We start from the raw sequence: 23,995 nt of genomic DNA, 5'->3' as shown, positions 1-23,995 counted from the left end.
TTCCGGTAAAAAAGGACTATAATAAAGATAGGAACTTGTGTTTAAGTGGGAGAAAAGATATGGCTTATATTGAGATGAAACATAGTTATAAACGCTATCCGTCAGGAGAAACTGACATCATTGCCAATAAAGATGTTACTTTTGAAATTGAGAAAGGCGAATTGGTCATCATTTTGGGGGCATCAGGCGCAGGAAAATCAACAGTCCTCAATATTTTGGGAGGTATGGATACCAATGATGAAGGGGAGGTTTTAGTGGATGGGAAAGCCATCTCAAGCTTCTCCTCGCACCAACGAACGGATTATCGCAGAAATGATGTTGGCTTTGTCTTCCAGTTTTATAATCTCATCCCTAATTTGACAGCCAAGGAAAATGTTGAGCTGGCTTCTGAAATTGTTTCTGATGCCTTAGATCCTGAACAAGTCTTGAGAGAGGTTGGATTGGGTGAGCGTTTGAACAACTTTCCAGCCCAGCTATCTGGTGGGGAACAACAACGGGTAGCCATTGCGCGCGCAGTGGCTAAGAACCCTAAGATTCTCCTTTGTGATGAACCAACAGGGGCTTTAGACTACCAAACCGGTAAACAGGTTTTAAAGATTCTTCAGGACATGTCTCGTAAAAAAGGGGCAACAGTGATTATCGTCACCCATAATGCTTCTTTAGCGCCAATAGCCGATCGTGTCATTCAGATGCATGATGCTCAAGTAAAATCGGTGACCATCCATAACACTCCACTAGATATCGATAGCCTAGAGTATTAGGGAGGTTGTTCATGAAGCGAAAAGTATATTGGAAAGATCTATGTCATTCCTTTACCAGTTCCAAAGGGCGCTTTTTGTCCATTTTAACGCTGATGATGCTGGGTAGCTTAGCCCTGGTCGGTTTAAAAGTAACGACCCCAAATATGCATCGGACTGCCCAGCGCTTTATAGACCAACAAGAGATGCTGGACCTCGCTGTCATGGGAGATCTTGGTTTGGATAAGACTGACCAAGAAGAGCTACAAGGATTGACGGGGGCCAGCTTGGAGTTTTCCTACCTGACAGATGTGACGATTGACAGAAAGGACGAAGCTGTTCGACTTTTTTCCACTCCAGAAACCATCTCACGCTTTCAGCTGGCTGCAGGGCGGCTTCCGCAGAAGGAAGATGAGGTCGCTCTAGCAGCGTTTTGGAAAGATCGTTACCAGATTGGGGATCAGCTAAGGATACATGAAAAAGCTGGAAGTCCATCTGTTTTAAAGACAAAAAACTATCGAATTGTTGGCTTTGTAAAGTCTGCTGAGATGTGGTCCGAAAAAGACTTGGGCCAAGCTAGGAGTGGGAGTGGTTCTTTGGATGCCTATGGTGTCCTCTCAAAAGAAGCCTTTACTAGTCCTGTTTATAGCCTTGCTCGGATTCGGTTTGATGATTTGAGGGGGTTCAATCCATTCTCAACCAGCTATCAAGATCGTCTGGCCTCCCATCAAAAGGACCTGGAAGAACTCTTAGCTGGAAATGGTCAGGAGCGCTATCGAAAGCTACAGGCTGATGGGAAACAAAAAATCCAAAAAGGGCAAGAAGAACTTGATGCTGCCAACAAACAGTTAGCAGACGCACGCGAAAAGGCAGGTCAAGCACAGACACAATTGACGGAGCAATCCAATAAACTGAATCAACTGTCTACACTCTTGCCCAAGGAAGAACTAGAAACAAGGCGACTCGAGTTGGCAGAAGCTCAAAAGCAACTAGATCAGCAATTGGTCAACATTCAGACAGGTGAATCGGAACTAGCAACTAAACAGAAGGACCTGGAAAAGGCCAAGGAAGATCTGAAAAATATAGAGCAACCAAACTATCATGTCTATGATCGAAAAACCATTCCAGGTGGCCAGGGTTACCTCATGTATAGTAATGCCAGTGCCAGTATCTCCGCCGTAGGCAATCTATTTCCTGTGGTACTCTACGCAGTCGCTGCCATGGTCACGTTTACGACCATGACTCGTTTTGTTGATGAAGAACGGAGCCATGCGGGCTTGTTCAAGGCCTTGGGCTATCGAACGAAAGATATCTTAGCAAAGTTTCTCTTGTATGGCTTGGTTGCTGGAACAGTTGGGACAGGCATCGGAACTCTTCTCGGTCATTATGTTTTATCTGGAACCATTTCGCAAATTATTACGCAGGGGATGGTCGTAGGAACTAGTCAACAGTATTTTTATGGGTCCTATAGCTTATTAGCCTTGGGGCTCTCCCTTCTTTCTAGCGTCTTTCCAGCTTATCTAGTCGCTAAGAGAGAGTTGAAGGAAGAAGCCAGTAACCTCCTCCTTCCAAAACCGCCAGTTTCCGGATCCAGTATTTTGCTCGAACGGCTACCGTTTTTGTGGAAACGTCTGAGTTTCACCCAAAAGGTGACCGCTAGAAATATTTTTCGCTATAAACAGCGGATGGTGATGACCATATTTGGTGTTGCTGGTTCGGTTGCTCTTCTTTTTGCGGGCTTGGGGATTCAATCCTCAGTCGGTGGAGTACCCCAACGCCAGTTTGGGGAAATCCTCAAGTACGATATGATTCTCTCGACCAAATCCAGCCTGACAGACGAAGAGGAAGAATCCTTGAAGAAGCGCTTGAAGCAAGCAGATATAAAAGAGACAGAAGCCATTTTTACAAAACAAGTGGAGGCTTCTTATCCTTCCGGACGTGGAAAACAAAGCATGACCTTAATGGTGTCCTCTAAAGACAGCTTGGAACCTTTTATCAGTCTCCGCTCAGAAGGGGGAAGACTCGACCTATCCAATGGGGCGGTAATTACCAGCAAATTAGCGCAGCTGGCCAAGGTGGGCGTTGGAGATGACTTGCGGATAGATGGCCATACGATTAGGGTGGCTGCGATTACCGAAAATTATGTTGGCCATTTTGTCTATATGAATCAAGCGACCTATCAGAAAACCTATGGAAGAAGTGTTAAGAAGAATGCCTATTTGGTCCGATTACAGTCTTCTTCTCAGCAGTTGGTCCAGAAGGTCAGTCGGGACATGATGGAAGAAGGGGCGGTGCTTGCTGTTACGCAAAATACTTCCTTGATTTCTCTCTTCAGTTCTGTAGCCCAATCATTGAATAAGACCATGATGATTTTAGTTTTGGTATCTATTTTGCTAGCGATGGTTATTTTGTATAATTTGACCAATATCAATGTGGCAGAACGAATCCGTGAGTTATCCACCATTAAGGTCCTCGGCTTCCATCATCAAGAAGTCACCCTTTATATTTATCGAGAAACTATCCTCTTGTCTCTTGTAGGGATAGGATTGGGTTTGCTAGGAGGCTTTTATCTCCATCGCTTCTTGATTGCCATGATCGCCCCAGATGCCATTCTCTTTTATCCGCGGGTGGCCCTTGGTGTCTATCTTTATCCTATCGCTTGCGTCATTCTGATCCTAGCTAGCTTAGGAATCTTGGTCAATCATCATCTTCGTAAGGTAGACATGCTGGAGGCTTTGAAATCTGTTGAATAAAAAAGAAACTTCTACCCTAGGGTGGAAGTTTTTTAGAGCTTTGGTATAATGAAAGAAGGAGAAGAGACATGACAAAAATTGCTTTGCTTTCGGATATACATGGGAATACAACTGCTTTAGAGGCTGTGCTTGGAGATGCCAAGCGGGCAGGTGTAGAAGAATACTGGTTATTAGGGGATGTCCTTATGCCGGGAACTGGTAGACGACATCTTTTGAACCTACTTGAAGAATTGCCCATTACCGTACAGATTTTAGGAAATTGGGAAGATAGCTTGTGGCGAGCGATGAAGGGGATGCTGGATCCATCAAGGGCTAGTCACCGTTATTTGATGCGCCATTGTCAGTATATCTTAGAAGAAATTCGTCCAGAAGAGATAGAGGCCATGCAAAGTCTGCCCATGCAAGTGCATCGGGAAGTTTCCGGCTTAAGAGTGGGCATTACCCATCATCTGCCAGACAAAAACTGGGGACGCGAATTGATCCATATAGGAGACCAGAAAGATTTTGATCGCCTCGTAACCAATCCCCCTTGTGATCTAGCAGTCTATGGTCATATCCACCAACAGTTTTTCCGATATGGAAGTGGTGGAGAGCTCATCTTGAATCCAGGTTCCATCGGCCAACCCTTCTTTTTGCAAGCCAATCTTCGAAAGGATCTCCGGGCCATGTATGCTATTCTAGAGTTTGATGAATCGGGTTTGAAAGATGTTGACTTTCGGCGGGTGTCCTATGACATTGAGAAAGAACTCCAGCTCGCTAAGGATCTGAAACTCCCTTACTTCCAAGTTTACTATGAAAGTTTAGTCAATGGGATCCACCATACCCATAATCATGAGCTTCTACATGAAATAGCCCAGCGAGAGGGACACAATGTAGAAGTAGACGCATGGTTGAGAGACTTTTTCAATTAGTGTAACAGTTGACATTACAACAAATAAGGGTATAATAGACTAAAAGAAAGAATTTTAACGTCTGAAGAGTAAATGTGTCTAGTTACTGATGGCTTTAGATCCAGTTTAAGACATCCCTATCTAGATGGAAGAGAGGAGTATCCATGCAAATTTCAAGTCGTTTCACCATTGGAACCCATGTATTAGTCATGATTGCTTTAAAAGGAGATTGCACCAAGGTGACCAGTGATATGATTGCTGGCAGTGTTGGGGTGAACCCTGTCATTATTCGAAAGACCTTGTCTCAATTAAAAAAGGCAGGCTTGATCCATGTAGCGCGTGGAACAGGTGGGGCCGAGATGGCCAAAGAATTGGAAGCTATTAGTTTGTTAGATATCTACCAGGCGGTTGAATGCCTTGGGAAGACTGGTCAATTATTTGGTTTCCACGAGCATCCAAATCCAGCTTGTCCGATTGGAAATAGCATCCATGGCGTCCTAGATGGGAAGCTGGAAAAGATTCAATTGGCCATGGAAAAGGAAATGGCTCAGACCAGCCTCAAAGAAGTGGTGGAGCAAACCAAGAAACAGATGGAGCTAGCAACCGTTTCTTGATTTGAGTCTGTAAGAAACTTGAAATAAAAAAGCCTTTCAGTATAGACTGAAAGGCTTTTTGTGTTCATTGAGTAAAATAGCAACACTCCTTCTAGCTTTACTTCACTAGGGCTACGAAGCTGACTAGAATAAATCCAATTGCAAAAATCCATGTCCAGTAACGATTAGGAATGAACATGAAGGAAGAACGATCGCGGAAAGCAATGCGTTGCCCTGTTTCCTCATCAATCAGATACCGAACTTGATCGGAAACAAATTTCTTTGTTAGCAAATAATTGACTGCTGCAGCAAGAATCCCCAACATACATCCTAAGATGATACTATCTGTACTCTTATTTACATTAAGATGCAGGAAGGAATAAATCATATTCGCCAAAGCTCCTCCAATCATAAGAGCAAGGGGAACGAGCAAGCCTTTACCACGCCAAACAATCATACAACAATCTCCTTAGTTTCTAACTTAATCAAAATAGAGCAAGTCTTTGCTGGTTTCGGTAAAGAGGCCAAAGCCATCTTTTGTGACATAGCCACAGTCTTCAATCCGAACTCCGACTTTTCCAGGGATGTAGATGCCTGGTTCGACTGAGAAGCACATGCCTTCTTCGATGACCATGTCATTTCCTTCCATGATAGAAGGGAATTCATGCACATCCATTCCGATACCGTGTCCGAGGCGGTGGTTGAAGTATTCGCCGTAACCTGCTTTTTCAATGACGCTTCGGGCAGCACGGTCTACTTCATGCGCCGTTACACCCGGTTTGATCATATCTAGGGCAGCCTGCTGAGCTTCTAAAGTCAAGTGGTAGATTTCTTTTTTGAAATCATCTGGTTTTCCAACCGCGACTGTTCGCGTCATATCTGAAGCATAGCCATTCACCATACAGCCCAAGTCGAAGAGAAGAAGAGCATCTTTTTCAATTTTGTTGCTTCCTGGGATGCCATGAGGGTTGGCTGCATTGTTACCAGTCAAGACCATAGTTTCAAAGCTCATTTCATAGCCCAAGCGTTTGATGCCAAAGTCGATTTCTGCGACGATATCCGTCTCAGTTTTATCCAGAGAAATGGCGTCAAATCCCATATTGACAGCCTTATCTGCATATTGACCAGCAACTAACATTTTTTGGATCTCATCAGCAGATTTGATCAAGCGCATCCGGTTAATCCGAGGGCTGAGATTGGTAAATGTTGCTTGTTCAAAGACTGAACGAAGTCCATGGTACTTGGTCAAAATCAAATTATCAAATTCCAAAGCGACCGTTTTGGCTTCTGGATTAGCGCTAGCCCCTTTGATTTTTTCCCAAGGATTTTCAGAATCCACATACCCTACCACTTGGAAATCCACAACTGCAGTCGCCCGTTCTACCTCAAGAGCAGGGACAAAAAGAAGCGGTTCATGGTCTGGATAAACGAACAAGAAGAGCTGACGCTCGTGAGGATCACTGTAAAATCCAGTTAGGTAATTGATGGTGACAGGATCGGATACAACAGCAACATCCGTTTTTTCGGTTTCAAGAAATGCTACAATTTGATCTAATTTAGACATAAGCTACCTTCTTTCTATTGATAATATTTTGTCAGATTTTCCCTAAAAAATCAAGAGTTTGCAAAAAGATGTTAAAATGCTTGAAAGTGTTTACAATAAGTGATAAAATAGTTGTTATAGAAGACTGAAAACGAAATTTTCAATAAAGAAAGGAAGTAATATGAATACAGACGATACTGTAACCATTTACGACGTTGCCCGAGAGGCGGGTGTCTCAATGGCGACTGTTAGCCGTGTCGTGAACGGAAATAAGAACGTTAAGGAAAATACTCGTAAAAAAGTATTGGAAGTCATTGAACGTTTGGACTATCGTCCGAATGCAGTAGCTCGTGGACTTGCGAGTAAGAAAACCACAACGGTAGGTGTTGTGATTCCAAATATTACCAATAGTTATTTCTCTACTCTGGCAAAGGGAATCGATGACATTGCTGAAATGTACAAGTACAACATCGTCCTTGCCAACAGCGATGAAGACGATGATAAAGAAGTTTCTGTTGTCAATACTCTTTTCTCAAAACAGGTCGATGGGATTATCTTCATGGGTTATCACTTGACAGAAAAGATTCGTTCAGAATTCTCTCGTTCTCGGACACCGGTGGTCCTTGCTGGGACAGTTGATGTCGAACATCAATTGCCAAGTGTCAATATCGATTACAAGCAAGCGACAGTAGACGCGGTTACACTATTGGCTAAACGAAATAAAAAGATTGCTTTTGTAAGTGGACCATTAGTAGATGATATCAACGGTAAGATTCGCTTGGCTGGCTACAAAGATGCTTTGAAAGCAAAAAAATTGTCTTACAGTGAAGGCTTGGTCTTTGAGTCTAAGTACCGCTATGAAGAAGGCTATAACTTGGCTGAACGCATCATTGCATCTAAAGCAACAGCAGCCTTTGTAACTGGGGATGAATTGGCAGCAGGTTTGCTTAATGGTCTAGCTGATCAAGGTGTGAACGTACCGGAAGATTTTGAGTTGATTACCAGTGATGATTCACAAATTACACGCTACACTCGTCCAAATCTTTCAACTGTTGGCCAACCACTTTATGATTTGGGGGCTATCAGTATGCGGATGCTGACAAAAATTATGCATAAGGAAGAATTGGAAGAAAGAGAAGTTCTTCTTGCCCATACCATCAATCATCGTGGGACTACGAAGAAGTAAAAATCAAAGGAAGCCAAGGCTTCCTTTTTTCTTGTCTCTGCATGAATCTCCGGTAAAACTTGAAGGGGTCTGCTAAATTAGGTATAATAGAGGGTATGAAAGTATTACTGTATTTAGAAGGAAAATCCGTTTTACAAAAATCGGGGATCGGTCGAGCTCTCCAACACCAGATGCATGCCTTGGATTTGGCTGGAATCCCCTACACCACAGATATTTTAGGGGACTACGATGTGGTTCATATTAATACTTATGGTCCTCGGAGTTTGTTGCTATTGCATGCTGCCAAACGTCGAGGGAAAAAGGTCATTATGCATGGACATTCCACACGGGAAGATTTCCAAAATTCATTTATTGGGTCCAATTTGTTTGCTCCCTTATTTGGCAAATATTTGGCTCATATGTATAAAAAAGCCGATTTTATTATTACCCCTTCAGAGTATTCGAAACAACTGATTCAGTCCTACGGGGTCAAGACTCCAATTGTCGCTGTTTCTAATGGGATTGATTTGTCTAAATATAAAAAAGATCCCAAAAAAGAAGAGGTTTTTCGGAAGCACTTTAATATCCAAGAAGGAGAGAAGGTCGTTTTATGTGCGGGTCTCTACTTTAGACGAAAAGGGATTGAAGACTTTGTAGAAGTGGCTCGTCGGATGCCAGATGTCCGCTTTATTTGGTTGGGGTCGATTAATAAATGGTTAATCCCTCGGGCTATTCGTCGTCTGGTCGAGAAAGATCATCCGAGCAATGTTGAATTCCCTGGCTATTTTAAGGGAGCTGTGTTCCAAGGTGCTATGACAGGTGCGGATGCCTTCTTCTTCCCATCTTATGAGGAAACGGAAGGGATTGTTGTCCTAGAGGCCTTAGCGGGTCACCAGCATGTCGTCCTCCGGGATATTCCAGTTTATCATGGTTGGGTGGACCAAGAGTCGGCAGAATTGTGTCATTCAGTGGATGAGTTTGTGGACTCTCTTGAAAAAGTCTTGTCTGGTCAAGTGGACAAGCGCGATGCAGGGGATCGAGTAGCTCAAAGTCGCTCAATTGATTTGGTAGCGGATCAACTAGTGAAAGCCTATCAGCAAGTATTGGAGATGTAATATGCGTATTGGATTATTTACAGATACTTATTTTCCGCAGGTATCGGGGGTTGCGACCAGTATTCGAACCCTTAAAACAGAATTGGAGAAGTTGGGACATACTGTTTTTATCTTTACGACGACGGATAAGGATGTCAACCGCTATGAGGACTGGCAAATTATCCGCATTCCAAGTATCCCTTTCTTTGCTTTTAAGGATCGGCGGATTGCTTATCGCGGCTTTACCAAGGCTTTGGCCATTGCCAAACAATACAAACTGGATATGATCCATACACAGACAGAGTTTTCTTTAGGACTACTCGGGGTTTGGATTGCTAAGGAGCTTCGGATTCCAGTAATTCATACCTATCATACCCAGTATGAAGATTATGTGCGTTATATTGCCAAGGGGATGGTTATCCGACCAAGTATGGTCAAATATATTGTTCGTGGTTATATGAATGACTTGGATGGGGTCATCTGCCCGAGTGAGATTGTCTATGACCTCTTGCTGAACTATAAGGTCAAGGCTGAAAAACGGATTATTCCGACAGGAATTGAGCTGGCGAAGTTTGAACGACCTGAAATCACACAAGTGGAGACGCAAGCCCTTCGTGAAAAATTAGGCATTCAAGAGGGTGAAATCATGCTCTTGAGCTTGTCACGGGTTTCTTACGAGAAAAATATCCAAGCCGTTATTGCGGCCTTGCCTAAAGTGTTAGAAGAAAATGCGCATATTAAATTGATTGTGGCTGGAGATGGGCCTTATCTAGATGATTTAAAAAAACAAGCGACCAAGCTTGGTGTGTCAGATGCGGTCGTCTTCACAGGAATGATTCCACCAAACGAAACAGCTCTTTACTATAAGGCGGCAGATTTCTTCATTTCAGCTTCGACTAGTGAGACGCAAGGCTTGACCTATTTAGAGAGTATCGCTAGTGGGACCCCCCTAATTGCTCAAAGTAATCCTTACTTAGATAATGTAATCAATGATCGGATGTTCGGAATCTTGTATGACCAGGAAGAAGATTTGGCAGCAGCTATTTTAGAAGCGACCTTAGCCACACCAGAAAAAGATGAGGCTAAGTGGGAGGAGAAGCTTTATGAAATTTCTTCGACAAATTTTGGTCGCAGGGTCTATGAGTTCTATCTGGATGCCATTATTTCGAAAGATTTTTATAATGAACGTCATCCTGAGGAAAGCCGTACCAAACGGGTGACCAAGTCTATTGTGAAAATTCCAAAAAAAGTTATCGCTATGCCTGTGAATGGGTCTGTGAGAATCATGAAGGGTTCCTTTAAACAGGTGAAAAAGATTCGCAACATTACCAAGTTATTGGATTAGAGTTCATCTCAAAAGCTAGGGGGCCTAAAGTAAGGCTCCTGGCATAGGGGATAGGAAGCTTTTTCCTCTTGCAAAATATTTCAATCGTGCTATAATACTAGTCAGAGACATATCAAATCTAGGAAATCTAAAAGAGAGCGCGTGGGGCTGGAAATCGCGTAGAGGATAGGTTTGGGACTACTCGGTGAACTTTTTATGCAAACATAAAACGGTGGCCACGTTAGAGCCAATCAGAGGTGTTCCTCTTTTTTGAGGAACATAAATGAAGGTGGAACCACGTTGCGACGTCCTTTCGAGGAGGTCGCTTTTTTGTTTTTTTGATGAAGAAATCAAAAAGAGTTTCACTATAACTAAGATATTTAAAAATTTATAAGGAGAAGATTATGATTAAGATTACTTTCCCAGATGGCGCTGTTCGTGAATTCGAATCTGGCGTGACAACTTTTGAAATTGCTCAATCCATCAGCAATTCTTTGGCTAAAAAAGCCCTTGCTGGTAAATTTAACGGCAAACTCATCGACACTACTCGTGCTATCACTGAAGATGGAAGCATCGAAATCGTGACACCTGATCACGAAGATGCTCTTCCAATCTTGCGCCACTCAGCAGCACACTTGTTTGCCCAAGCCGCTCGTCGCCTCTTCCCAGACATTCATTTGGGTGTAGGTCCAGCGATCGAAGATGGTTTCTACTACGATACTGACAATGAAGCTGGTCAAATCTCTAACGAAGACCTTCCTCGCATCGAAGAAGAAATGCAAAAAATCGTTAAAGAAAACTTCCCATCAATCCGTGAAGAAGTGTCTAAAGACGAAGCGCGTGAAATCTTCAAGAATGACCCATATAAATTGGAATTGATCGAAGAACACTCTGAAGACGAAGGTGGTTTGACCATCTACCGTCAAGGTGAATATGTAGACCTCTGCCGTGGCCCACACGTCCCATCAACAGGTCGCATTCAAATCTTCCACCTTCTCAATGTAGCTGGTGCTTACTGGCGTGGGAATAGCGACAACGCTATGATGCAACGGATTTACGGTACAGCTTGGTTCGACAAGAAAGACTTGAAGAACTACCTTCAAATGCGTGAAGAAGCCAAAGAACGTGACCACCGTAAACTTGGTAAAGAGCTTGACCTCTTCATGATTTCTCAAGAGGTTGGTCAAGGTCTTCCATTCTGGTTGCCAAACGGGGCTACTATCCGTCGTGAGTTGGAACGCTACATCGTCGACAAGGAGTTGGCTTCTGGCTACCAACACGTTTACACTCCACCACTTGCTTCTGTAGAGCTTTACAAGACTTCTGGTCACTGGGATCATTACCAAGAAGATATGTTCCCAACTATGGATATGGGAGATGGGGAAGAATTTGTCCTTCGTCCAATGAACTGCCCACACCACATTCAAGTCTTCAAACACCATGTTCACTCATACCGTGAATTGCCAATCCGTATCGCTGAAATTGGGATGCAGCACCGCTATGAAAAATCTGGTGCTTTGACTGGTCTTCAACGAGTACGTGAAATGTCTCTTAACGACGGTCACCTCTTTGTGACTCCAGAACAAATCCAAGAAGAATTCCAACGTGCCCTTCAGTTGATTATCGATGTATACGGAGACTTCAACCTAAACGAATACCGCTTCCGCCTCTCTCTTCGTGACCCTCATGATACTCACAAGTACTTCGATAACGATGAGATGTGGGAAAATGCCCAAACCATGCTTCGTGCTGCTCTTGATGAAATGGGCGTGGACTACTTTGAAGCAGAAGGGGAAGCAGCCTTCTACGGACCAAAATTGGATATTCAGGTGAAGACTGCCCTTGGTAAAGAAGAAACTCTTTCTACTATCCAGCTTGACTTCTTGCTTCCAGAGCGCTTCGACCTTAAATATATCGGAGCTGATGGTGAAGAACACCGTCCAGTGATGATTCACCGTGGGGTTATCTCAACGATGGAACGCTTCACAGCTATCTTGATTGAGAACTACAAGGGTGCCTTCCCTACATGGTTGGCACCACACCAAGTAACTCTTATCCCAGTTTCTAACGAAAAACACGTAGACTACGCTTGGGAAGTAGCTAAGAAACTCCGTGACCGTGGTGTTCGTGCCGATGTGGATGAACGCAATGAAAAAATGCAGTTCAAGATCCGTGCTTCTCAAACTCAAAAAATTCCTTACCAATTGATCGTTGGGGACAAGGAAATGGAAGAGCAAGCAGTAAACGTTCGCCGTTATGGTCAAAAAGAAACAGAAACCATGCCGGTAGATGCATTTGTAGAATTGATCCTTGCAGACATTGCAAACAAGTCTCGTGTGGCAAACTAACAGATAGAAAAGCTAGGCTTTAAACCTAGCTTTTTTGTGGATTGAAAATAATTATTCAAGCGCTGTTTTAGTGACCTCTATGTTGTGATTAATATTTTTTCCATTGCATAACCTTTTTCTTTCTCTTTCTTTACAAATCAAAGTATAACTCCCATTTTTCAAAGAAATTTGCTATAATGAAAGGACAGAGATTTGAAGAAGCAAAGAAAAAATAGAAGTAGGTACATGTATGAAGAAAATTCTTGTTGTAGATGATGAAAAGCCGATTTCGGATATTATAAAATTCAATATGGCCAAAGAAGGCTATGAAGTCTTGACTGCCTTCGATGGGAAAGAAGCACTGGCTGTTTTCGAAGCTGAGAACCCAGATATTTTGATCTTGGACCTCATGCTTCCTGAAATTGACGGCTTGGAAGTGGCGCGTACCATTCGGAAGACTAGTAATGTGCCGATTATTGTCTTATCTGCTAAGGATACAGAATTTGATAAGGTCATCGGTCTTGAAATTGGAGCGGATGACTATGTGACCAAGCCATTCTCAAATCGTGAGCTTCAAGCTCGCGTAAAAGCTTTGTTGCGTCGGACAGAACTAACGGTAGAATCACAAACAGAGTCTACATCAGATTCAGAGATTGTGATTGGGGATTTGAAAATCATTCCGGATGCCTTCCTTGCTCAGAAAAAGGGCAAAGAGCTTGAGTTGACCCATCGCGAATTTGAGTTGCTCTATCACTTGGCAACCCATGTAGGCCAAGTCATGACTCGTGAGCATTTGCTGGAAACAGTCTGGGGCTACGATTATTTTGGTGATGTTCGGACAGTGGACGTAACGATTCGACGTTTGCGTGAAAAAATCGAAGATATTCCTGGCCGTCCAGAGTATATTTTAACGCGCCGTGGTGTCGGTTACTATATGAGAAACAATGATTAATCACATCAAAGAAGTCATGACCTCTTATAATTTTGTTTTTATTTTAATCACTCTTGGATTCATTATCGTGGTAGCCTTGCTGATCCTAGAAAATCGTCGGGATAACATGAAGCTACGCTTGTTGAATGATAAGATTAAGAGTTTGATTGCTGGAGAATATTCCGATATCATTGATTTACAAGGGGGTCCTGAATTAACAGAGATTTCCAACAATATCAATGATTTATCAGAAGTTATTCGTTTGACGCATGAAAATCTGGAACAAGAAACCAAGCGCTTGACCAGTATTCTTTCCTATATGACAGATGGGGTCTTAGCGACCAACCGTCGGGGACAGATTATCCTGGTCAATGAAATGGCTGCCAAACAGCTTAATGTCGTGGTCGAAGAGGTCATGAATATCAGTATTCTAGATCTGCTTGGCATTAGTGAAGAGTATGAACTGCGTGACTTGATTACCAATGTTCCAGAATTGACTATCGATTCGCAGGATGAAAATGGGGAGTACATCTCTTTACGGGTTCGCTTCGCTTTGATTCGGAGAGAGTCTGGTTTCATTTCGGGTTTGGTAGCCGTCTTGCATGACACAACCGAACAGGACAAGGAAGAGCGGGAACGTCGTTTATTCGTATCCAACGTTAGTCATGAACTCCGAACACCACTGACCAGTGTTAAATCTTACCTGGAAGCCTTGGATGACGGAGCCATTTCGGAGCCAGTTGCACCGGAATTTGTCAAAGTATCTTTGACAGAGACCAACCGGATGATGCGGATGGTGACGGATCTATTGAGTCTTTCACGGATTGATAATGAAACCAGTCAATTGGATGTTGAGTTGACCAACTTTACAGCCTTTATCACCTTCATTTTGAACCGCTTTGATAAGATGAAGAACCAGGCTGGTGAGAAGAAATATGATATTGTTCGTGATTATCCAATTTCGCCTGTCTGGGTTGAAATTGATACAGACAAGATGACACAGGTCTTAGACAATATCTTAAATAATGCTATCAAATATTCCCCAGATGGTGGGGAAATTCGTGTGGGAATGAAAACGACAGATGCCCAGTTGATTATCTCGATTTCAGATGAGGGCTTAGGGATTCCTAAAAAGGATCTCCCACGAATTTTTGACCGCTTTTATCGCGTGGATAAGGCACGTAGTCGCGCCCAAGGTGGGACTGGTTTAGGACTGGCCATTGCCAAGGAAATTATCAAGCAACACAAAGGATTTATCTGGGCCAAGAGTGAATATGGAAAAGGTTCTACTTTCACGATTGTCCTACCATATGACAAAGATGCTATCCTGGATGATGGATGGGATAATGAGGATGAATAAGAAAACTAATGGATGAAAAAGGGTTTAAGTATAGTATTTTAGCTTCAGGATCGAGTGGTAATTCTTTTTACTTAGAGACTCCTAAGAAGAAAATTCTAGTAGATGCAGGCTTGTCCGGGAAGAAAATTACAGGTTTGCTTGCAGAGATTGATCGCAAACCCGAAGATCTTGATGCTATTTTAATCACACATGAACATTCGGATCACATTCATGGCGTTGGTGTGCTAGCTCGTAAATACGGGATGGACCTATACGCCAATGAAGCTACCTGGAAGGCCATGGAAGAAAGCAAGTACCTTGGGAAGGTCGACGACTCCCAGAAACATCTTTTTGAAATGGGCAAGACCTTAACCTTCGGGGATTTGGATGTGGAAAGTTTTGGTGTTAGCCATGATGCTGCGGCTCCCCAGTTCTATCGTTTCATGAAGGATGGAAAGAGCTTTGTCATGCTGACGGATACAGGCTATGTCAGTGATCGGATGGCGGGGATTGTTGAAAATGCAGATGGCTATTTGATCGAGTCCAACCACGATGTGGAAATCCTACGAGCTGGCTCTTATGCTTGGCGATTAAAGCAACGGATCTTATCCGATTTGGGCCACCTCTCTAATGAAGATGGCGCAGATGCTATGATTCGGACCCTAGGCAATAAGACCAAAAAGATTTATCTGGGCCACTTATCCAAGGAAAACAATATCAAGGAATTGGCCCATATGACCATGGTTAATCAACTGGCTCGAGCAGATCTAGCAGTGGGGCACGATTTTGACGTCTTGGATACATCTCCAGATACAGCGACTCCATTAGTAGATATCTAAATGATTAAAAAGAGAGTGGGACAGAAATCGGTAATTCGTTAGACTTCGATTTCGTCGTCCCACCTCCGCACAGTTGAGTAGGGCTGTAAAGCTGATGAAATCAGCGTAGTAGAGCCCACTCAACCACTGCGTCTTGCTCGGAAATCCAAAGACAATTGAGAGGCTAGGAGTTTTGTCTCAGCCTCTTTTAGGTCAGTGTTGTAGGCTTGAAATGAGTGAAAAGGATAGGAGCAGTTAGTTTGAAATATGTGTATATAACAGTAGGGTTTATTTCCTTAGGATTAGGGATTATTGGGATTCCATTACCTATTTTACCAACGACCCCGTTTCTTTTATTAGCTATGGCTTGTTTTGCCAAGAGCTCTCAACGCTTTGAAAAATGGTTGCATGGGACCAAGTTGTACCAAACTTATGTAGCGGATTATCGGGAAACCAAGTCGATCTCAAAAAAGCGGAAAAAAAGAATTATTCTACAAATTTATCTTTTGATGGGGATTTCCATTTACCTGGCACCACTCTGGTTTGTGAAATTAGGTCTACTGGGATTAACTATTTTTATCAGTTATTATTTGTTCAAAGTGATTCCGGATAAAGAAGAATGATATAAGGACAGAATAGGTCCTAAATCCTATCGTGAAAACAAGGGAAAGGAGTGCGAGACGCACTCTTTTTTGGTATAATAGAGGGGTGTATCTTTTGGACGGAATAGGTTACAGGATTCAATCCAGATGCATAAATGAAGAAAGAAAGTAGTAACGTGATGCAAGCCTTATATAACCTTCTTGTTGAGAAATTTCGGCTGACTTTTGACGATACAGAATTGTTGGAAACAGCTTTTACACATACCTCATATGCGAATGAGCATCGCCTCTTAAAAATTTCACATAATGAACGTTTGGAATTTTTAGGAGACGCTGTTCTCCAGTTAGTGATTTCCGAATATTTATTTGCCCTCTACCCAAGTAAGCCAGAGGGAGATTTGTCAAAAATGCGTTCCATGATTGTTCGTGAGGAAAGCCTAGCAGGTTTTTCCCGTGATTGTGGTTTCGATCAATTTATCAAACTTGGCAAGGGAGAGGAAAAATCTGGTGGACGTAACCGAGATACCATCTTAGGGGATTTGTTTGAAGCTTTTTTAGGCGCCTTACTCTTGGATAAGGGAGTGGAGATGGTGCGGAACTTCATTCAGCAAGTCATGATTCCTAAAGTCGAAGCAGGTCAATTTGAGCAAGTGATTGACTATAAGACGCGCTTGCAAGAAATCCTTCAAATCCATGGGGATGTCTTGATTACCTATGAAGTGACGAGTGAGTCAGGACCGGCTCATGCCAAAGAATTTGAAGTGCAAGTGTCTGTCAATGGGAAAATCATCGGTCAAGGACGTGGCCGGTCTAAAAAGGCTGCAGAGCAAGAAGCAGCAAAAAAAGCAGTGGAGAATAAGGTGGATCCCTCATGTATTTAAAGGAAATTGAGATTCAAGGATTTAAGTCTTTCGCAGATAAGACCCGGGTCATCTTTGACCAAGGGGTAACCGCAGTGGTGGGCCCTAATGGATCTGGAAAATCGAACATTACGGAAAGTCTGCGCTGGGCCTTAGGGGAATCGAGTGTCAAGAGCCTTCGTGGTGGCAAGATGCCGGATGTGATTTTTGCAGGGACTGAAACTCGGAAACCCTTAAACTACGCCTGCGTAACGGTAGTACTGGATAACCGGGATGGCTTTATCAAACAGGCTGCTAAAGAAATCCGCGTGGAGCGTCATATTTATCGCTCGGGTGATAGTGAGTACAAGATTGATGGTAAGAAAGTCCGTTTGAGAGATGTCCATGATCTCTTTATGGATACTGGACTGGGGAGAGATTCTTTCTCTATTATTTCCCAAGGGAAGGTTGAAGAAATCTTTAACTCCAAACCAGAAGAGAGACGGACTATTTTTGAGGAAGCCGCTGGGGTTCTTAAATTTAAGACGCGTCGCAAGGAAACGGAATCTAAGTTGGTTCAGACCCAGGATAATTTGGACCGTCTGGAAGACATTATTTTTGAGTTAGAGGGGCAAATCAAACCTCTTGAAAAGCAAGCCCTTGTGGCCAAACGTTTCTTAGAATTGGATCAACAACGCCAGGTTCTTTATTTGGATGTTTTGATTGCACAAATTGAAGTCAATAAAAAAGACTATGATCAAGCCGTCCAAGAAGAAGCCTCCATCCAAGAGCAATTAAAGGCTTATTACCAGAAAAGAGAAGAGTATGAGGCGGAAAGTCTCCGATTGAAACAGAGTCGTCAGACTCTTCAACACCAATTGTCAGATAATCAAGCTAGCCTCTTGGAATTGACTCGTCTCTTAAGTGATTTGGAGAAACAAATCGAATTGGCACGCTTGGAGTCCCAACAGGTCGCTCGAAGTCGTCAGGAAAATCAAGAGCGGGTCAATAGTCTGGAAGAGCGCCTACAAGTTCTTCGGAACCAGTTGGAAGAAAAACAAGCCAATACAAAGAGTCTTCAAGAAGAACTACAAAAGAGCCAAGTAGCTCTGGAAGGTTTGGAGAAAGAGTTGGCCAGCTTCTCAGAAGATCCAGATCAGGTGATCGATTATTTACGTGAAAAATACGTGGCCTTGATGCAGGATGAAGCGGAGCGGTCAAACGAATTAACAACCATTGAAAATCAATTGGAAGCCTCAGCTCAATTGTCACAAAGTAAAAAGGAAGATTACCAAAATCAAATCCAAATGGTGACAGAATTGCAGGAAAAAGAGCAGGTTGCTCAAAAAGCTTATCAAGGAGCTCAAGAGCATCTGAAACACTTGCTTGATACCTATCAATCAGAGGCAAAACGGTTTGAGGAAGCTCGCCAGGCTTATCAAGAAGCGCAAGCCAAGATGTTTGATTTACTGGATCAAAGTAAGGAAAAACAGGCTCGCATTAACAGTTTAGAGGCGATTCAAAAAAATCATAGTAATTTTTATGCGGGCGTAAAGAGTGTCTTGCAAGAAGCGGCTCGCTTAGGTGGGATCGTGGGAGCTGTCAGTGAAAAACTTTCCTTCTCACCAGAGTATCAGACTGCCTTAGAGATTGCTCTAGGAGCTAGCAGTCAGCATATTATCGTAGAAGACGAAGGAGCAGCAACACGGGCAATCGAACATCTGAAGAAGAATCGCTCGGGTCGGGCAACCTTCCTTCCTTTGACAACCATTAAACCACGTCACCTTGCAGGAAAGAATCAAGAACTGATTGAAGCCTGTCCAGGGTTCCTAGGGATGGCTAGCAGTTTGGTGGACTATGATCCTTCCCTCGAGTCGATTTTTCAAAACCTTTTGGGTGTCACAGCTATTTTTGATACAATTGAGCACGCCAAGTCGGCTGCTCGCAAAGTTGCCTACCAAGTTCGTATCGTGACGCTCGATGGAACCGAACTGCGCACGGGTGGTTCCTATGCAGGGGGAGCGAATCGAACCAATAATTCGATTTTTATCAAGCCAGAACTGGATCGCTTGCACCAAGAATTGGCCTCTCTTCAGAAGAACTTGCGAGAAGTAGAAGGGCAGGTTCAAGAGCAACAGGACCAAGTGAGCCAATCACAAGAAAAACTAGAATCTTTGAAAGGCCAAGGAGAAGTGGCGCGACTAGAAGAGCAACGCCTTCAATTAGCTTTTGAGCAAGCTCACCAGCAACTCTTGGATGCCCAAGAACTGTTAGAACTTATCCGTACAGAGCTGGATGAAGGTAGCGACCAGGAGCTCCTCCAAAAACGGGATCACTTGCAAGCGCGGCTGAAAGAAATTGAGGCGGAAAAAGAGCAAGTCACTGCTGAGATTGAAGAAGTCAAGCTCAATAAAGATGTCGTTGTTGAGAAAATTGAAAATTTACGAGTAGCCATTGCCAAGCTTCAATTACAAAAAACAGAGTTGAAGAGTCGATTGACCTATGACCAGACAGATTCCGAACGCTTGCAGCAAGAGTTGGCTTCTACTGAACGGGAAATCCAAGCTCTCCAATATGCGATTGAGCAGGGAGAAGATCGACATGAGCAAATCGATGTTTCTGTCCTTGAAAAACAACTGCAAGCAACCCTTCAAGAGAAAACCGCTCTGGAGCAAGCTGTGATTCGTAAGCAATTTGAATTAGAGGATTTGGAAGGCCAGTCTGAAGATGTAGCGGGTCATATGGAACAAGCCCGTCGTCAAAATGAGGAGTGGATTCGCCTACAGGCCAAAGCAGAATCCAATCGTGATCGCTTGGCGGATAAGCTAAATAAATTGATGTTAGCTCTGACCGATGAATTCAAGATGAGTTTTGAAGAGGCATCTAATCAGGCCAACGAACTAGAAAATCTAGCTCAGTCTGAGCAAGTCTTAAAAGACTTGGAAAAAGCGATTAAAGCCTTAGGACCTGTCAATATTGATGCTATCGAACAATACGATGAGGTCAAGACTAGGTTTGATTTCCTTTCCAGTCAACGAGAAGATGTCTTGGCAGCGAAGAATCTTCTTCTTGAAACCATTAATGACATGAATGATGAGGTGAAAGAACGCTTTAAGTCTACGTTTGAAGCGATTCGTGAATCCTTCCGAATAACCTTTAAACAGATGTTTGGCGGAGGATCAGCAGATCTCATCTTGACGGATGGGGATCTCTTGTCTGCTGGGGTCGAGATTTCTGTTCAACCGCCAGGTAAGAAAATTCAATCCTTGAATTTGATGAGTGGTGGGGAGAAAGCTTTGTCAGCCTTAGCGCTGCTCTTCTCAATCATTCGTGTCAAGACTATTCCATTTGTCATCTTGGATGAGGTAGAAGCGGCTCTAGACGAGGCCAATGTTAAACGTTTTGGGGATTACCTCAATCGTTTTGATAAGGAAAGTCAGTTTATTGTGGTCACCCACCGTAAGGGAACCATGGCGGCAGCAGATTCCATCTACGGAGTGACCATGCAAGAATCTGGAGTCTCTAAGATTGTATCTGTGAAGCTGAAAGATATAGAAGGAATGGATAATGGAAATTAAATTAGTCGCAACAGACATGGATGGGACCTTTTTGGATGAAAATCATCAATTTGATCAAGCTTTATTCCTAAAGGTATTAAAGAAGTTTCAAGAAAAAGGGATCTACTTTGCGGCAGCAAGTGGTCGGCCTCTCCTCTCTTTGAAGACAATCTTTAAAGAGGTTCAGGATCAAATTATTTTTATAGCTGAAAACGGCAGTGTTGTTGAGTTTCATGGTGAAGATGTCTATGAAGCGACCATGAGTCCTGATTTTTACCAAGCTCTGTTTGCCAAGTTACAAGAAAGTCCTTATTTCGATAAAAATAAGTGCTTGTTAACGGGAAAACTCGGGAGCTATGTTTTAAAGACCGTTGATCCAGACTATCTAGCTGCTTCGCAAAACTACAATGAAAATATTCAAATGGTGTCAGATTTTTCAGAAATTGATGATCTTGTCTTTAAGATGACCACCAATTTTGACCAAGAAGTATTAGCGGAAGGGGAAGCCTGGGTTACCCAAAATGTTGAGGGTGTTAAGGCTATGACCACTGGTTATGAGTGCATTGATATTGTCTTGGATTATGTGGACAAGGGAGTCGCCATCCAAGCACTAATGGATCAGCTAGGCATTAGTCGAGATCAAGTCCTAGCTTTTGGGGATAACCTCAATGATCTTCATATGATGCAGGTTGTTGGCCATCCAATTGCGCCAGAAAATGCCCGTCCAGAGATTTTGGAATTGGCTGAAAAAGTATTAGCTCACCATTCGACAGGATCTATCCTTCGCTTCATGGAGGAAGAATTATGAGTCAGATTAAGGTTATCGCACTAGACTTGGACGGTACTCTCTTAAACTCAGAGAAGAAAATCTCCCCTCGGAACTTAGCTGCCATTCGTGCAGCTCAAGAAAAAGGGGTCAAGGTAGTTTTGACGACGGGTCGTCCCCTCAAGGCTATGGATTTTCTGCTTCAAGAGATTGGGACTGCCGGCTTGTCAGATGAATACACCATTACGTTTAATGGTGGCTTGGTACAAAAGAATACAGGGGAGATCATTGCGAAGACAGTTTTCTCTCGTGATGATGTCGTCCGTATTTATGAGGAGACAGAGGACCTTGGTTTGCCCCTAGATGCCATCAGCGAAGGGGTTGTTTATACACTTGTATCTGATCAAGAATCTCTTTACCCTCTCTATAATCCTTACTTGAACTTTATTCCCGTTTCTATTGAAGATTTGTCCAGTCAGATTTCCTACAATAAGTGTGTAACGGCCTTTCAACAGGACTATTTGGATGGCGCTATTCCAAAGATTTCTCCTGAATTAAGGGAGCGTTTTGAGATTTTTAAATCCAGAGACATGCTCTTGGAATGGTGCCCCAAAGGCGTTCAAAAGGATCGAGGCTTGGAAGCTTTGGTTGCGTATTTAGGAATCGATGCTAGCCAAGTCATGGCGTGTGGAGATGAAGCCAACGATGCCAGCATGTTAAGATGGGCAGGCCTAGGAATCGCCATGGCTAATGCGGTGGATAAGGTGAAAGAGATTGCCACACTAGTCTCAGACTACACCAATGATGAAGATGCAGTCGGAAGAGCGATTGAAGAATATGTATTGAAGGAGGGTCAATAATGGGATTATTTGACCGACTATTTGGAAGAAAAGAAGAAACAAAACCACAAGTTCAGGATCTTACAGAAGAGCTTGTGGAAAGCCCTGAGAAAGCAAGCTCGTCAGCTGAGCCAGTATCACAAAAGGCTTCACAAAGTGATGAAGCAAAGATTTCGGCAATGGAAGCCTACTATGCAGAATTAAAAGAGCGAATGGCTGCCGAATCAGCGCGATCATCGCAAGAGTCGACAGCATCCATTGAAGAAGTTCCTTCAGAAGAGCATGTAAATCAGGAAACAGCTATCGAGGAAGAGGGCTCTTCTCAACTAGAGCAAGCTACCTCTCCTGAGGAAGTAACCGAACCTGCTCCTGTTCCTGAAGAACAGACTATAGAAGTAGAAACGTTACAAGAAGAGAATCTTGAAGAAGAGCCTCTGAATTCTTCATCAGATCTTGCCCAAGAAGCCTTTGATGAGGATGTTTTTGCAAAGAATGAAACAGAGGATGAGACTTCAAGTCTTTCCAAAGAACCCGAGGAAGTAATTGAAGAAGCAACTACTGAAAGTTCAGAGGAAGAAACAGGAGAGTTTGAAGAAGACACTCCAGTAGAAGAAACAACTAGCGAACCTGAAGATACAGAAGAGCTTGAAGCAGAATTGTCAGTAGAGGAAGCTGCTAGCGAACCTGAAATTTCAGAAGAGGTTGAAGAAGAGCCTTTAGTAGAAAAAACGACAAGTGAGCCAGAGATTGCTGAACCTACAGAAACGGTTCAAGAAAAATACAATCGGAGCTTGAAGAAAACTCGGACAGGCTTTGGAGCAGCACTTAATGCATTCTTTGCCAACTTCCGTTCTGTCGACGAAGATTTCTTTGAAGAGTTAGAAGAACTCTTGATTATGAGTGACGTAGGGGTCCAGGTCGCTTCGAATCTGACAGAAGAGCTCCGCTATGAAGCCCGTTTGGAAAATGCCAAGAAACCGGATGCCTTGCGTCGCGTGATCATTGAAAAATTGGTGGATCTCTACGAAAAAGATGGCCAATACAATGAGCAAATTAACTTTAAAGATGGCTTGACTGTCATGCTCTTTGTGGGAGTGAATGGCGTTGGGAAAACTACCTCTATCGGAAAATTGGCTCATAAGTACAAGAAGGAAGGGAAAAAGGTGATGTTGGTCGCAGCAGATACCTTCCGGGCAGGTGCCGTTGCGCAGTTAGCTGAATGGGGACGCCGTGTGGATGTGCCTGTTGTCACTGGTCCTGAAAAGTCAGACCCTGCAAGTGTTGTCTTTGATGGAATGGAACGGGCTGTGGCAGAGCAAGTCGATGTATTAATGATTGATACGGCTGGTCGTCTTCAGAACAAAGACAATCTGATGGCTGAATTAGAAAAAATCGGTCGCATTATCAAGCGGGTGGATCCTACAGCCCCTCACGAAACCTTCTTGGCATTAGATGCTTCCACAGGACAGAATGCTCTGGTCCAAGCCAAGGAATTCTCCAAGATCACGCCTATTACTGGAATCGTCCTCACTAAAATTGATGGAACAGCTCGAGGAGGAGTGGTCCTTGCAATCCGAGAAGAGTTGGATATTCCTGTAAAATTAATTGGTTTTGGTGAAAAAATTGATGACATCGGTGAATTCAATTCTGAAAACTTTATGCGTGGCTTGTTAGAAGGCTTGATATAAACAAAAAACTCATCTCAAGGGCACTGCACCCCAATAATGGGACAAGAGAAAAAACCTCTTATGGGCACTGCACCCCAATAATGGGACAAGAGAAAAAACCTCTTATGCGACCAGTTTTCTGTACTCTACAGGAGACTGGTCATTTAATCTCTGTTGAATTCTAGTTTCATTATAAAATATGATGTAATTT

General features: G+C 43.1%; 20 protein-coding genes. 17 read left to right on the top strand and 3 right to left on the bottom strand.

Features of this window, described 5'->3' with window-relative positions:
• The first annotated feature begins 59 nt into the window (after positions 1-59).
• The 4 genes from QM873_RS09155 (at position 60) to QM873_RS09140 (ending at position 4,994) form a co-directional block, all read left to right on the top strand.
• Positions 60-761, top strand: a complete 702-nt coding sequence (locus tag QM873_RS09155; protein ID WP_006597027.1) for an ABC transporter ATP-binding protein — start codon at positions 60-62, stop codon at positions 759-761.
• Positions 762-772: 11 nt separating this feature from the next.
• Positions 773-3,490 carry an FtsX-like permease family protein gene (locus QM873_RS09150; protein WP_414279189.1) on the top strand — a complete coding sequence of 906 codons (2,718 nt, stop codon included), beginning with the start codon at positions 773-775 and terminating at the stop codon, positions 3,488-3,490.
• A 68-nt stretch (positions 3,491-3,558) separates the two neighbouring features.
• Positions 3,559-4,401 (top strand): metallophosphoesterase family protein, encoded by an 843-nt coding sequence (locus tag QM873_RS09145; protein WP_048689558.1) that lies wholly within the window; start codon positions 3,559-3,561, stop codon positions 4,399-4,401.
• A gap of 143 nt (positions 4,402-4,544) precedes the next feature.
• On the top strand, positions 4,545-4,994 hold the full coding sequence (locus tag QM873_RS09140) for an Rrf2 family transcriptional regulator (protein ID WP_023023935.1): 450 nt from the start codon (positions 4,545-4,547) through the stop codon (positions 4,992-4,994).
• 97 nt (positions 4,995-5,091) lie between these two features.
• On the opposite strand, the gene QM873_RS09135 is transcribed toward QM873_RS09140, so the two are convergent.
• Positions 5,092-5,430, bottom strand: coding sequence for a hypothetical protein (locus QM873_RS09135; RefSeq protein ID WP_048689555.1), 339 nt, complete (start codon positions 5,428-5,430; stop codon positions 5,092-5,094).
• Between the two features lie 24 nt (positions 5,431-5,454).
• Positions 5,455-6,537: a M24 family metallopeptidase gene (locus tag QM873_RS09130; protein ID WP_048689552.1), complete on the bottom strand. Its 1,083-nt coding sequence runs from the start codon at positions 6,535-6,537 to the stop codon at positions 5,455-5,457.
• A 160-nt stretch (positions 6,538-6,697) separates the two neighbouring features.
• Between QM873_RS09130 and ccpA the strand changes: the two genes are divergently transcribed.
• The 13 genes from ccpA (at position 6,698) to ftsY (ending at position 23,805) form a co-directional block, all read left to right on the top strand.
• Complete coding sequence (ccpA, locus tag QM873_RS09125) at positions 6,698-7,702, top strand: catabolite control protein A (RefSeq protein WP_006595886.1); 1,005 nt, start codon at positions 6,698-6,700, stop codon at positions 7,700-7,702.
• A gap of 95 nt (positions 7,703-7,797) precedes the next feature.
• Positions 7,798-8,796 carry an LTA glycolipid anchor biosynthesis glycosyltransferase, IagA/BgsA family gene (locus QM873_RS09120; RefSeq protein WP_006597024.1) on the top strand — a complete coding sequence of 333 codons (999 nt, stop codon included), beginning with the start codon at positions 7,798-7,800 and terminating at the stop codon, positions 8,794-8,796.
• A 1-nt stretch (position 8,797) separates the two neighbouring features.
• On the top strand, positions 8,798-10,120 hold the full coding sequence (locus tag QM873_RS09115; RefSeq protein ID WP_048689547.1) for a glycosyltransferase family 4 protein: 1,323 nt from the start codon (positions 8,798-8,800) through the stop codon (positions 10,118-10,120).
• Between the two features lie 383 nt (positions 10,121-10,503).
• Entirely contained in the window at positions 10,504-12,447 is a 1,944-nt protein-coding gene (gene thrS / locus QM873_RS09110; RefSeq protein ID WP_414279188.1) for a threonine--tRNA ligase, read from the top strand.
• A 229-nt stretch (positions 12,448-12,676) separates the two neighbouring features.
• Positions 12,677-13,378, top strand: coding sequence for a response regulator YycF (gene yycF, locus QM873_RS09105; protein WP_048689541.1), 702 nt, complete (start codon positions 12,677-12,679; stop codon positions 13,376-13,378).
• Positions 13,371-14,717, top strand: coding sequence for a cell wall metabolism sensor histidine kinase VicK (gene vicK / locus QM873_RS09100; protein WP_154857663.1), 1,347 nt, complete (start codon positions 13,371-13,373; stop codon positions 14,715-14,717). The genes yycF and vicK overlap by 8 nt, the downstream gene beginning before the upstream one ends.
• A gap of 8 nt (positions 14,718-14,725) precedes the next feature.
• On the top strand, positions 14,726-15,535 hold the full coding sequence (locus QM873_RS09095) for an MBL fold metallo-hydrolase (RefSeq protein WP_223355564.1): 810 nt from the start codon (positions 14,726-14,728) through the stop codon (positions 15,533-15,535).
• Positions 15,536-15,774: 239 nt separating this feature from the next.
• The gene (locus tag QM873_RS09090; protein ID WP_006596984.1) at positions 15,775-16,137 is read left to right on the top strand and encodes a YbaN family protein; all 363 of its coding nucleotides are present in this window, start codon (positions 15,775-15,777) and stop codon (positions 16,135-16,137) included.
• Positions 16,138-16,295: 158 nt separating this feature from the next.
• On the top strand, positions 16,296-16,997 hold the full coding sequence (rnc, locus tag QM873_RS09085) for a ribonuclease III (protein WP_129269696.1): 702 nt from the start codon (positions 16,296-16,298) through the stop codon (positions 16,995-16,997).
• Positions 16,988-20,533, top strand: a complete 3,546-nt coding sequence (smc, locus tag QM873_RS09080) for a chromosome segregation protein SMC (protein ID WP_414279187.1) — start codon at positions 16,988-16,990, stop codon at positions 20,531-20,533. Before rnc ends, smc begins: the two co-directional genes overlap by 10 nt.
• Positions 20,523-21,320 carry an HAD family hydrolase gene (locus tag QM873_RS09075; RefSeq protein ID WP_023023908.1) on the top strand — a complete coding sequence of 266 codons (798 nt, stop codon included), beginning with the start codon at positions 20,523-20,525 and terminating at the stop codon, positions 21,318-21,320. The genes smc and QM873_RS09075 overlap by 11 nt, the downstream gene beginning before the upstream one ends.
• Complete coding sequence (locus QM873_RS09070) at positions 21,317-22,138, top strand: Cof-type HAD-IIB family hydrolase (RefSeq protein WP_023023906.1); 822 nt, start codon at positions 21,317-21,319, stop codon at positions 22,136-22,138. The genes QM873_RS09075 and QM873_RS09070 overlap by 4 nt, the downstream gene beginning before the upstream one ends.
• Complete coding sequence (gene ftsY, locus QM873_RS09065) at positions 22,138-23,805, top strand: signal recognition particle-docking protein FtsY (RefSeq protein ID WP_414279186.1); 1,668 nt, start codon at positions 22,138-22,140, stop codon at positions 23,803-23,805. The genes QM873_RS09070 and ftsY overlap by 1 nt, the downstream gene beginning before the upstream one ends.
• 102 nt (positions 23,806-23,907) lie before the next feature.
• Here the strand turns inward: ftsY and QM873_RS09060 are convergent, their stop codons facing one another.
• Positions 23,908-23,985 (bottom strand): IS3 family transposase, encoded by a 78-nt coding sequence (locus tag QM873_RS09060; RefSeq protein ID WP_414278829.1) that lies wholly within the window; start codon positions 23,983-23,985, stop codon positions 23,908-23,910.
• Positions 23,986-23,995 lie beyond the last annotated feature (10 nt).

The organism is Streptococcus australis, from assembly GCF_047463015.1.
Lineage (GTDB): Bacteria > Bacillota > Bacilli > Lactobacillales > Streptococcaceae > Streptococcus > Streptococcus australis_F.
Note: the sequence above shows the minus strand (reverse complement) of the source record. Positions and strands in the feature narration are given on the sequence as shown.